Source organism: Shewanella sp. KJ2020 (assembly GCF_024197625.1).
Lineage (GTDB): Bacteria > Pseudomonadota > Gammaproteobacteria > Enterobacterales > Shewanellaceae > Shewanella.
Map to the genome: position 1 here is coordinate 42,173 of NZ_JAKUKD010000005.1, position 12,357 is coordinate 54,529.

Below are 12,357 nucleotides of genomic sequence, written 5' to 3' on the forward strand. Positions count from 1 at the left end.
CCACCTTTGTTCTCTCAGTTTGTATTGGCAAAATAAACGCCAGATTATATGCCATATCTTGGATTTTACGAAATCGAGTGATCTTGAGCCAATATTCCTATGTGACATCAAGCGGATATATGGCAAGCTTGTCGTCAGCTCTAAAACAAGAGCAAGCACCCATAGGTGCAATATTTAAGTCGAATTTTTAGTGCATGCTTTTGACTGAGCTTTTATACTAAGGTTCCCATCGCTGGCAGAACCATTGAATGCATTGATTGAGTGCGTTAAGAGGGGCACGGATTGGAACCGTACCCACCTTAATTCAATTCAAATAGTGTAATTTAGGTTTTGCGAATGGACAGGCCAAGATTTTATCGGGTATTCAGGAAGGAACAACCCATATGCAGCATCAGCTCTTAAATCAGTATAATAATGTCGTCGCCATTGGTGGGGGCCATGGTTTAGGCCGAGTCCTCTCCTCACTCGATTTTCTAGGTAAGCGCCTTACTGGTATTGTCGCCACAACGGATAACGGTGGCTCAACGGGCAGATTAAGGGCGCAGCAGGATTGTATTGCCTGGGGTGATCTTCGCAATTGTCTATCACACCTCGCCTATCGCCCTTCTGTCGGCTCACAGCTGTTTGAATATCGTTTCCAAGGCGATTCTGAGTTGAGTGGTCATAATCTAGGGAACCTCATGCTGTTAGCGCTGGATCAACTCTGCGTTAGGCCTCTCGAGGCGGTGGATATTATTCGCAATCTTTTGAAAATAGAGACTAGGCTTATTCCTATGTCGGAACAGCCTACACACTTGGTCGCGCTTCAGGCATGTGGTAGCAAAGTTTTTGGTGAAGTGAATGTCGATAAAATGGCTGAAGCACCGATTGCACTGTGCCTTGAACCTATGGTGGATGCCACTTTTGAAGCCTGTGAAGCCATTGGTCAAGCCGATCTGATCATCTTAGGCCCAGGTAGTTTCTTGACCAGTATTATGCCTCCGCTCCTATTGCCCCGTTTTGCCAAAAGTGTGGCGGCATCTAAAGCGCCAGTGATCTTTATTGATAATCTCGATGAAGAATCATCCCCAGCGGCTCAATTTAGTCTTGAACAACGCATTGCTTGGTGCCATCAGGTGATTGGAAAGCCTGTGATCACTAAAGTGCTACGCCACGGTGAGCAGGTTCGTTTAGACACGTTAGTTAACTATTTTCCACTTAAAAACAGACATAATCCCAACCTGCATGATCAAGCGGGACTGAGGGATGCACTCAGTGCTGTGCTGCGAATAAAATCGGATTTAGGCTTACAATCCCTCGCCTGTTAATTCATCTTCAAAAGCATGAAAGGCAAAAACGTAAAGTAAGCAAAAATGAAAAGGACAGCCTAGGCTGTCCTTTTCATTATGGCGAATATCACCACAGCGATAACTTAAAGCACTTGTGCAATCGCTTTGCAGATCACTGGCATATTGGTTTTAGTCATACCCGCGACACTGATGCGGCCAGAACCCACAATATAGACCCCGAATTCATCCTTTAGGCGTGCAACTTGGGCTTTATTTAAGCCTGAGAAGCTGAACATACCATTTTGACGGGAAATAAAGCTAAAGTCCTGTGTGACCCCTTCAGCCTTCAAGCTCTCGACAAATAATGTGCGCATTTCGGCAATACGCTCACGCATCTCTGTCACTTCTTGTACCCACATGGCTTTTAGTGTCGCATCACCCAGAATGGTGCTGACGATCAAGGCGCCGTGGGCGGGCGGGTTTGAGTAGTTTGCACGAATAGTACGCTTCACTTGGCTAAAGGCGCGTACGGCAGCATCCGCATCCGCGGCAACCACAGTCACGGCGCCGATACGTTCATTATACAAACCAAAGTTTTTAGAAAATGAGTTTGCCACTAATAGCTCAGGCACTTTAGATGCGACCAAACGTAAACCTGCAGCATCCTCTTCAATTCCACTACCAAATCCTTGATAGGCAAAATCGAATAACGGCACCAGTTTTTTATCGGCACAAAGCTTTGCAACGCTCTCCCACTGCGCCAGCGTTAAATCGATACCCGTTGGATTATGGCAGCAACCATGCAGCAGAATGATATCGCCCGCTTCGGCACCAGCAAGATCCGTCATCATGGCATCAAAATCGATATCATGGGCACTGGCATTGTAATAGCCGTACTCTTTGACCGTTAATCCTGCGGTTTCAAAGATATTCTGATGGTTTGCCCAAGTGGGATTACTCACCCACACGTTACGGGATGGCGTGTTACGCAGTAAAAACTCGGCCGCGATACGTAATGCTCCAGTACCACCAGGCGCTTGCGCTGTGGCCGCGCGACCCGAGGTGATAAGTGCACTGTCCGCACCAAACAGCAGTTCTTGGACTACGCGGTTATAGGCTTGTACGCCTTCAATCCCTAAGTAGTTTTTTGTCTTCTCTTGCTCGAGCAACAGTGCCTCAGCCTTTTTAACAGACTGTAATACGGGGGTCTGTCCTGCTTCGTCCTTATAAATTCCTACACCGAGGTTGACTTTATCTTGGCGGGGATCAGCCTTAAAAGTATCAGTTAAACCAAGGATGGGATCGGCGGGTGCAAGTACTACCTGAGAGAAAATCATGACTACTTATCCTAAATATTCGCGTGTAGGGAAATTTTGGCTTATTTATACCACTCTCTTCGGAGGGGTAATAGCTCCTTATCCCCGATCTTAAGGAAATTGTTTCACTATTATAGATTTATCAACATAAGTGGCAAATAAATGAGGCATTCTTAGTCAGAATGATGAAATATTTTATAAATATGATTTTTACTGCCTAGATCACAATTAGATGACAGCAATGATTGTAGGGGAGATGGGAATAACACAGACAAAGCAAAAAGGCCTAACGATTAAGTTAGGCCTTTTTAATTATGGTACCCGAGGCCAGACTTGAACTGGCACGCTGTTACCAGCGAGGGATTTTAAATCCCTTGTGTCTACCGATTCCACCACTCGGGCAAACTCTGTGTATTAACGACGGGAATCGTGTCATTAACACTTTAATCTATGGAGGCGCGACCCGGAGTCGAACCGAGATCGACGGATTTGCAATCCGCAGCATAGCCATTCTGCCATCGCGCCAATCTACCAAGTGTTAAAACTTGGAGCGACATATCGGGTTCGAACCGATGACCTATACCTTGGCAAGGTATCGCTCTACCAACTGAGCTAATGTCGCGTTTTGTGCCAGCTTAAACTGACTGTTTAGCTTCAAAGAAATAATCTAACCGCTTTCCCTGACTGCGGATTGGCATTCTACCGATTTAGATCTCAGAGTCAATCAACAATTTTTAAAAAATGATCTTCCCCGCATCGTTTGCCCAATAAACCACCATCAGCCACAAAATAGTCAAAACAAAAAGCGCCCTATTGGGCGCTTTATTTAGCGATTTTGCTTTTACACAAATATCTTACGCAGGTAGAGAGAGCGTCGTTAAGCCTAACATGGTTTGCATGACGCCAACCACTTGGCAACTGTAGCCAAACTCGTTGTCATACCATACGTACAGAATTGCACGTTTACCTTCAGCGATAGTAGCTTGCGAATCAACCACACCCGCGTAGCGAGAACCCACTAAATCGCTCGATACAATCTCAGTAGAGTCAGTGTAATCGATTTGATTTTGTAGCGGTGATTGTAGCGCGATATCTTTGAGGTACTCGTTCAGTTCATCTTTATTGGTTTCAGCATTCAGATTCATGCTGATAATCGCCATAGAGACGTTCGGTGTTGGTACACGAATCGCATTACCAGTTAACTTGCCTGCTAACACAGGTAACGCTTTAGCAACGGCTTTCGCTGCGCCCGTTTCAGTGATCACCATGTTCAATGGTGCACTGCGGCCGCGGCGGTCGGCGCTGTGGTAGTTATCAATCAAGTTTTGATCGTTGGTGTAAGAGTGAATGGTTTCAACATGACCATTCTCGATACCATACTTATCATTCACGGCTTTAAGCACGGGTGTAATGGCATTGGTGGTGCAACTTGCCGCAGAAACAATAATATCTTCTGGAGTAATATCGCCTTCATTAACACCGTAAACGATATTCTTGATTGCGCCTTTTGCCGGAGCTGTTAGCAATACTTTGCTAGCACCTGGGCTCTTAAGGTGTAAACCAAGACCCGCCTCATCCTTCCAAATACCCGTGTTATCAACGACTAAAGCATCGTTAATACCATATTTAGTGTAATCCACTTCATCGGGTGAATTAGCATAAATCACTTGGATATAAGTGCCGTTGGCTATGATGGCGTTGTTTTCTTCGTCGACTTCTACCGAGCCATTGAATGGGCCATGGACTGAGTCACGGCGTAACAAACTGGCGCGTTTTTCTAAATCGCCTTTCTTACCGCCACGTAACACGATAGCGCGCAATCTTAACTTATTGCTGCGACCTGTGCGTTCAATCAATAAACGCGCTAATAAACGGCCGATACGACCAAAACCATAAAGTACAACATCACGTGGAGCGATATCATCGGCATGATCTATGGCATCAGCCAAGGATTTTGCCATGTAACTTTCAATTTCGCTGGTATCGGTATGGTCGCGCCAATAGTTAACGGCAAGCTTACCAATATCCACTTTGCATTGTTTAACGGCGAGTTTGCTTAATGCTTGAACGAAGGGGAAACTCTCGCGTAAACGTAATTTTTCGCCCACATGGCGACGAACTAAACGGTGCGCTTTAATGATTTCAATAGTAGAAGCATTGAGTAGCGGCTTACCATAAACCACCACTTCGACGCCTTGGTTACGGTACAACTTGCCAAGCAAAGGCTGCATCGCCTCTGCCATTTCAAAACGTTCTTGCCAACTTTGTAGGTGTTTATCAGCGCTCATTTACAGATCCTTTATCTCACTTTTCAATAAAATGTACTGAAAGGTTTGAGTAACATGACGAAAAGACCAATAATCTTATATAGGTTTTAGGGAAAACCCGGTTTTGGTCGGCGCCATTGTAATGAAAAGCGAGCTTTCTTGCCAGTAAGATATTTTCCGTAAATCTGTAATTTTATTAGAAAAAATATCAATTGGAGAGTATTTTGAGACAAAATCTAGTAATAATTACATCATTTATGCTCGGGATAAGCTTTTTCGGTCTTTTCGGTTGTGATAATGGTCGAAATATCACAACGATTTGTAAAAATAATCCTGAAATTTGTGCCGATCTGCATAAAGATAGCTGGTGTATGCCGGAGAAAACCAAGCTCATTCAGAACCGCTTGGATTTAAAGGACACTCCTAATCCCACAGGAAAGCAGCTTTATCAGCAACTCACCTATCTTGAGGATTACAGTCGTTGTATCGAATTGGCCTCGGGTGTACAACACATTATCCACACCAATCGCACCGCCGACAGAGCTAGGGCATTTAGGCTTAGCACCCAAAATTTGAGTTTGTTACAAGAACAAACGCGCGAACGGCAAGATCCCTTTATGTCTTACTATCAATGGACTCGCTTTAACGATACCGCGGCATTAAATCGATTGTTAGCGCTTGAAAATGCTGGCGAAGTCACCGATCCCTTTCTACTCGCACAGGTAGCGACTTACTATAGCAATCGAAATGCCATTAAAGCACAACAACTCTATCTTAAGGTGTTTGCAGAGATCCATTACGATGATTTTGATGCAAACTGGTTGCTTGGACTCGCTTCAACCTATCGTCAAACCCAGGAACTCGAAAAAACTTATATGCTGACCAAGGCAAATTTACTACTTACGCAGCAGAAGTATTCTGAGGATAAGATGCTAGCCTTGATCGGTGGTAACAAAAGTTTGGCGGCAGAACTCGACAGTTATGCCGAGAATTTAATTGATTCATTAAAGAGTGGCAAATATCCAACTAGCACTGTGAGATCTTGGCTCGAACCACAGGCTCAAAGCACTGACGTTAAGCCTACCGCTGACGCCTTGGTCGAAGAAAAATAGCCCAGTTTCTGAGTCGGCAAAATGTTTGCCACCTTGTAATTTTTTACCCAAAAAGACCGCTGAAAATAGCAAATTCGCGAGCAATGTAAAAAAACACCTAATTTGTTAACCAAATATAGGGGGAATCACCGAATTAGCTTGACGATAGCTGTCAGTTTGGTAATTTTACTACCAGTTGAATTTTATAATCACCAGAGGGATATGAGATGACTATCCGTGTAGCAATAAATGGCTATGGCCGTATCGGTAGAAACGTATTACGCGCCTTATATGAAAGCGAAAAAGCGTATCCAATTAAGATTGTCGCTATTAATGATTTAGGCGACGCTTCAATCAACGCCCACCTGACAAAATACGATTCTGTTCACGGTCGTTTCAATGCGAAAGTTGACCATGATGCCGAAGCCATTTATGTGAATGGCGATAAGATCCTGACCTTCCAAGAACGTGATCCTGCAAAATTGCCTTGGGGCGAGTTGCAAGTTGACGTAGTTTTTGAATGTACCGGTATCTTCACTTCTAAAGAAACAGTGCAACCCCATTTAACCGCGGGCGCGAAGAAAGTCATTATCTCTGCACCTGGTAAAAATGTGGATGCCACCGTTGTTTACGGCGTGAACAACAATGTACTGACCTCAGATATGACTGTGATTTCAAATGCGTCATGTACTACTAACTGTTTAGCGCCTTTCGCTAAGCCGTTAAATGACGAGATTGGTATCGAATCAGGCCTGATGACAACCATTCATGCTTATACCAACGATCAACGTTTATCAGACGTGTACCACACAGATCTACGTCGTGCCCGTGCTGCGGCGTTGTCGATGATCCCAACTAAAACGGGCGCAGCAGCGGCCGTAGGTTTGGTTGTACCTGAATTACAAGGTAAATTCGACGGTTTAGCGGTACGTGTACCCACGGTTAACGTATCTTTAGTGGATTTATCTTTTATCGCTGCCCGTGATACTACGGTTGAAGAAGTGAACGCCATTATCGAACGTGCAGCCAGCGTAGCACCACTCAGCGAAGTGTTAGCGGTCAATAAAGAGCCATTGGTGTCTATCGACTTTAACCACAATGCGTTTTCTTCAAACTTTGACGCTACTCAAACCCGTGTGAACGGCCGTTTAGTGAAAGTGATGTCTTGGTATGATAACGAGTGGGGATTCAGTAACCGTATGTTAGATAACGCGGTTGCACTGATGAATGCCAAATAATTAAGCGTAAAGCAATCTAGTCACTAGATCCCGCGTTACTCAATCAAGCCTCGCATTTGCGGGGCTTTTTATTGCCTTAGTTTTAATAAAAACAACAGACATAAAAAATCCCCACGCTATGGTAGGGATTTTTATTAGGCTGAAGGAAAAGCTAAATAATGCGCTTAGGCATTTCCCTTCACTTTCATATTCAGTGTCTTAGCGAAATCCAGCATACGCGTCAGCGGAATAAGCGCTTTCACTCTTAAGTCTTCATCCACAAAGATTTCATGGGTGGTTTTATCGCTATCGCTGAGTGACGCTTCAATGGCTTTTAAGCCATTCATCGCCATCCAAGGACAGTGGGCGCAGCTCTTACAGGTTGCGCCATTTCCGCCCGTTGGCGCTTCGATTAAGGTTTTACCCGGCGCCGCCTGCTGCATTTTATAGAAAATACCACGATCGGTCGCCACGATAAAACGCTCATTTGGCATAGTCTGCGCTGCTTTGATCAGCTGACTGGTCGAGCCAACGGCATCGGCCATCGCCACCACACTGGCGGGAGATTCAGGGTGCACTAAGATAGCGGCATCGGGGTAAACGCTCTTTAAGTCCCGTAATGCATTGGCCTTAAACTCGTCGTGAACGATACAATCGCCCTGCCACATCAACATTTCGGCGCCCGTCTGTTTGGCGATATAACTGCCTAAATGACGGTCTGGTCCCCAAATGATCTTTTTCCCTTCGCTGTCTAAATGCTCAACGATTTCAAGGGCAATGCTTGAGGTTACCACCCAATCGGCACGGGCTTTAACCGCAGCTGAAGTGTTAGCGTAAACCACCACAGTATGATCTGGGTGCGCGTCGCAAAAAGCACTGAACTTATCGATTGGGCAACCTAAGTCCAATGAACAAGTGGCTTCTAAGGTCGGCATTAAAATGGTTTTTTCTGGGCTTAAAATCTTCGCGGTTTCGCCCATAAACTTGACCCCAGCAACGATTAAGGTTTTTGCGGGGTGATCGCGGCCAAAGCGTGCCATTTCTAAGGAGTCTGAAACGCAGCCGCCGGTTTCTTCGGCAAGGGCTTGAATTTCAGGATCGGTATAATAGTGGGCAACCAGCACGGCATCTTTTTCAATGAGCAGCTGTTTAATACGTGCCTTATACTCGGCCTTTTGCGCATCGGACAAAGGCACAGGCTTAGGCGGAAACGGGTAATCAATGGTTTCTATTGTTGGAGCAAATGGGCTTTGGGCTAACTGACTCATAACACATCCATCAGGATAACGACGTTCGGGAATTATACGTAATCGGGATCAAAAGATTAACCCATTTGTGCAATGCAAATAAAAAAGGACGCTTTTAGCGTCCTTTTAGTGTCAGTTATTTGTGCCAACGGCTTAGCGCATGGCTAATAGCATCTCTTGCGGCTGTTCAAGATACTGCTTCCACAGATTACAGAAGCGCGCAATGGTGCCACCATCGATCACTCTGTGATCGCCAGACCAACTCACTTGCATAATTTGGCGGGCTTCGACTTCCCCTTTCGCGTTAAAGCGCGGCAGGGTTTGCAACTTGCCTAAGGCCACAATCGCCACTTCAGGTTTGTTGATGATAGGCGTCGCCACTGTGCCACCTAAGGCGCCAATGTTAGAGATGGAAATGGTGCCGTCTTTCAGATCCGCTGGCGCCACGCGGCCGCTGCGGGCTGCTTGGGTCAGGCGGGTGATTTCTGCCGCCACTTCTAAAATGCTCTTGTCCTGAACATCTTTGATGTTGGGTACCAAAAGACCGACTTTAGAATCCACCGCCATGCCGATATTGTGACGCGCCTTGTAGGTCAGTTCAGTGCAATCAGCATTCACTTGGCTATTCATCACAGGGAACTGAGTTAATGCCAGCGACATGGCCTTCATAAAGAAAGGCATCATGGTCAGCTTCACTTCATCGGATGAATACTTCACCTTCATGGTTTCACGCAGAGCCACTAAGTCTGTTAAATCAAACTCTTCGCAATAGGTAAAGTGCGGAATGCTCGATACCGATTCCACCATCATGCGTGCCATCACGGCTTTTACGCCGCGAATAGGCTCTACAATATCCGCCTTCTGAGGTGCGGCTAAACTCGATTCCACTTGGGTTTGCGAAGCGGCTTGGCTTTGAACCGTGGCAGAAACCGGGCTATCGACGCCCCGAGTTTGATAGCGAGTGATATCTTCTTTATAGACTCGGCCATGCTTGCCACTGCCAGGTACTTGGCTTAAATCGATATCTAACGCCCGCGCCATACGGCGAACCGCAGGGCTGGCTAAGGCTTTACCTTGACGGGCGGGCTCTGCACTCACAGCCTGCGCCGCTGGTGTTGCATTTGCCCCAGCCATAGAAGCAGTCACAGTATTTGTCGTTGCGGCTGATGTGGCAGATGTTGATGCAGATGCCGCCTGCTCAACTTCAATGGCATATAAAGGCGCATGCACTTTAGCGAGCTGCCCCTTGCGATAATGCAGCTTGGCAATTTTACCCGCTTTAATGGCCGGAATTTGCACTAGGGCTTTATCTGTCATCACATCGGCAATGGGTTGATCTTCAACCACGGTATCGCCTTCCTGCACTAACCATTCGACCAGTTCACACTCCACAATGCCCTCACCAATATCGGGCAGTAGAAATTCTTCGATACTAGATGAACTCGCCGGGGTTTGAACCGTCGGCGCAGGCGTTGGTGTTGCTGCAAGTGTTGCTGGAGTGGCTTCATCAGCACCTTCGATTTGCACGGCATAGAGCGGCGCATGCACCTTAGCAATATCGCCTTTCGCGTAATACAGCTTAGTCACCACACCACCAAAGGGCGCAGGGATCTGCACGAGTGCTTTGTCTGTCATCACGTCGGCTATGGGTTGGTCTTCAACGACTGTGTCGCCTTCTTTCACCAGCCATTCCACGAGTTCACATTCAACAACGCCTTCACCAATGTCCGGCAAAATAAAATCTTTAATCATACCGGACTCCTAGAAGGTCACTGATGCTTTGATGGCTTCAAAGGTTTTAAGCGCATCGGGCATATATTCTTTTTCGTGGACGAGTGGATACGGTGTATCCAAACCACAGACTCGGCTGATGGGCGATTCGAGGTATAAGAAACACTCCTGCTGAATCGTTGCCGCAATTTCCCCCGCAAAGCCACCCGTTAGCGGCGCTTCGTGGTTGATAAGCAGTCGTCCCGTCTTTTTAACGGAGTCGGCGATGGTGTCCGCATCCCAAGGTGCTAAGGTGCGAAGATCGATAACTTCACAGGAAATACCTTCTTTAGCCGCCATTTCGGCTGCCTTTTCAAGGATTTCCATTTGTGCGCCCCAAGCGACTAGCGTGATGTCTTTACCTTCACGAACCACTTCGGCCTTGCCCAGTTCAATTTCATAGTCGCCTGCGGGTACTTCACCCACGGATGCACGGTACAAACGCTTAGGCTCAAAAAATACCACAGGGTTTTTATCGCGGATTGACGCTAATAATAATCCTTTGGCCTGCTCAGGATTACGCGGCACCACCACTTTTAAGCCTGGGGTTTGGGTAAAATAGGCTTCGGGTGATTGGGAGTGATAATGACCACCGGCAATACCGCCACCGTATGGGGTACGAAACACTAAACTGCCCACATTGAACTCATTACCACTGCGGTAACGGAACTTGGCGGCTTCGTTGACGATTTGATCAAACGCCGGGAAGATATAATCGGCAAATTGGATCTCGGCCACGGCGGTCATGCCATTGGAGGCTAAACCGTTAGCAAAACCCGCAATACCTTGCTCTGTCAGCGGAGTGTTAAAGCAGCGATCACGGCCAAATTTTTCTTGAAGCCCTGAAGTGGCGCGAAATACTCCACCAAAATGGCCCACATCTTCACCAAACACCACCATGCGCTCATCGGCTTGCATGGCGATCGACAAGGCCTCATTGACGGCCTGTAACATATTCATTTCAGCCACGGCTTATAGTCTCCCTGCACTTTTTGGATAGGCTTGCGGATATTTTTTGATGTGTTCTTTAAGCTCGCTGAGCTGTTTTTTCAGTGCAGGTGTTGGCTTGTCGTACACATCTTCAATAATTTCATCCAGCATAGGCACAGGAATTTTTTCAGCCACTTTTACTGCAGCTAATACTTCTTCACGATATTTTTCATGCAGTTTGACATCATCCGCTTCGGCTAACCAACCTTTATTGATAAGCCATAGCTTGAAGCGTTTTACCGGATCGTGTTGTTGCCATTTCGCTTCTTCATCTTTCGAGCGATAGCCTGATGGGTCATCCGATGATGAATGAGCACCAAGGCGGTAAGTCATAGCTTCAATCAGTACTGGCACATTGTGCTCAATCGCATATGCCCGCGCTTGTTGGGTTGCGGCTAACACGGCGAGCATATCGTTACCATCGACACGGATAGTATGCATACCATAACCCACACCGCGACTGGCGATACCGTTACCGGCAAACTGCTCTTCGGTTGGGGTTGAAATGGCATAACCGTTGTTACGGCAGAAGAAAATCACTGGGCATTTTAATACCGCCGCCATGTTGAGACCCGCATGGAAGTCCCCTTCTGACGCGGCCCCTTCACCAAAGTAACACACGGCGACATTACGCTTGCCCTGCATCTTCAAGCTGTAACCCACGCCTGTCGCCTGTGGGATTTGCGTCGCCAGTGGCGATGAAATGGTTTGATAGTTGAGCGCCGCACAGCCGTAATGGATCGGCATTTGGCGACCTTTACCGAGATCTTTCTCGTTACTGAACATTTGGTTCATGAACTGTTCAGTGGTAAAGCCGCGGTAACGCAACGCCGCATGTTCGCGATATTGCGCGAGGATAACATCCCCTTGATCGAGTGCTGCAACACTGCCAACAATTGCCGCTTCTTCACCTGTGCAGGTCATATAGAAGCTGATGCGCCCTTGACGTTGGGCACCTAACATACGTTCATCGAGTACCCGAGTGAACACACAGGTATCGTAAATTTTGGTGGCTAAGGCTTCATCTATTACAGGCAAAACCGCGGTTTCATAGGTAGTGCCATCGGCCTGTAGAATTCTCAGGATAGGAATGTGAAGCGATGCCTTATCCAAGAAGCCGACACGGTGCACTGTATCAGTGTTGAGTGTTGCTTTGCTCATATTGTGCTCTTGTTATCTCGTTACACCGCA

Annotated in this window: 9 protein-coding genes and 3 tRNA genes; 3 read left to right on the plus strand and 9 right to left on the minus strand. The window is 46.7% G+C overall.

Annotated elements, in window-relative coordinates:
• Positions 1-383: 383 nt before the first annotated feature.
• A complete protein-coding gene (locus MJO46_RS03090; RefSeq protein ID WP_253988073.1) occupies positions 384-1,307 on the plus strand; it encodes a YvcK family protein in 924 nt (307 codons plus the stop codon).
• A gap of 104 nt (positions 1,308-1,411) precedes the next feature.
• On the opposite strand, the gene MJO46_RS03095 is transcribed toward MJO46_RS03090, so the two are convergent.
• The 5 genes from MJO46_RS03095 to MJO46_RS03115 form a co-directional block, all read right to left on the minus strand.
• Positions 1,412-2,605: an amino acid aminotransferase gene (locus tag MJO46_RS03095; RefSeq protein ID WP_253988074.1), complete on the minus strand. Its 1,194-nt coding sequence runs from the start codon at positions 2,603-2,605 to the stop codon at positions 1,412-1,414.
• A 294-nt stretch (positions 2,606-2,899) separates the two neighbouring features.
• Positions 2,900-2,986 (minus strand) — tRNA-Leu (locus MJO46_RS03100).
• A 49-nt stretch (positions 2,987-3,035) separates the two neighbouring features.
• A tRNA-Cys gene (locus MJO46_RS03105) sits at positions 3,036-3,109 on the minus strand.
• A gap of 21 nt (positions 3,110-3,130) precedes the next feature.
• A tRNA-Gly gene (locus MJO46_RS03110) sits at positions 3,131-3,206 on the minus strand.
• A gap of 232 nt (positions 3,207-3,438) precedes the next feature.
• Entirely contained in the window at positions 3,439-4,872 is a 1,434-nt protein-coding gene (locus tag MJO46_RS03115) for a glyceraldehyde-3-phosphate dehydrogenase (protein ID WP_253988075.1), read from the minus strand.
• Positions 4,873-5,075: 203 nt separating this feature from the next.
• Between MJO46_RS03115 and MJO46_RS03120 the strand changes: the two genes are divergently transcribed.
• Positions 5,076-5,963 carry a DUF2989 domain-containing protein gene (locus tag MJO46_RS03120; protein ID WP_253988076.1) on the plus strand — a complete coding sequence of 296 codons (888 nt, stop codon included), beginning with the start codon at positions 5,076-5,078 and terminating at the stop codon, positions 5,961-5,963.
• Positions 5,964-6,169: 206 nt separating this feature from the next.
• The gene (gap, locus tag MJO46_RS03125) at positions 6,170-7,180 is read left to right on the plus strand and encodes a type I glyceraldehyde-3-phosphate dehydrogenase (RefSeq protein WP_253988077.1); all 1,011 of its coding nucleotides are present in this window, start codon (positions 6,170-6,172) and stop codon (positions 7,178-7,180) included.
• 164 nt (positions 7,181-7,344) lie between these two features.
• On the opposite strand, the gene nadA is transcribed toward gap, so the two are convergent.
• From nadA to MJO46_RS03145, 4 genes are all read right to left on the minus strand, one after another.
• Positions 7,345-8,427 carry a quinolinate synthase NadA gene (nadA, locus tag MJO46_RS03130; RefSeq protein ID WP_253988078.1) on the minus strand — a complete coding sequence of 361 codons (1,083 nt, stop codon included), beginning with the start codon at positions 8,425-8,427 and terminating at the stop codon, positions 7,345-7,347.
• A 132-nt stretch (positions 8,428-8,559) separates the two neighbouring features.
• Positions 8,560-10,158 carry a dihydrolipoyllysine-residue acetyltransferase gene (locus MJO46_RS03135; protein ID WP_253988079.1) on the minus strand — a complete coding sequence of 533 codons (1,599 nt, stop codon included), beginning with the start codon at positions 10,156-10,158 and terminating at the stop codon, positions 8,560-8,562.
• 9 nt (positions 10,159-10,167) lie between these two features.
• The gene (locus MJO46_RS03140) at positions 10,168-11,145 is read right to left on the minus strand and encodes an alpha-ketoacid dehydrogenase subunit beta (RefSeq protein WP_253988080.1); all 978 of its coding nucleotides are present in this window, start codon (positions 11,143-11,145) and stop codon (positions 10,168-10,170) included.
• A gap of 3 nt (positions 11,146-11,148) precedes the next feature.
• On the minus strand, positions 11,149-12,327 hold the full coding sequence (locus MJO46_RS03145) for a thiamine pyrophosphate-dependent dehydrogenase E1 component subunit alpha (RefSeq protein WP_253988081.1): 1,179 nt from the start codon (positions 12,325-12,327) through the stop codon (positions 11,149-11,151).
• Between the last annotated feature and the right edge of the window lie 30 nt (positions 12,328-12,357).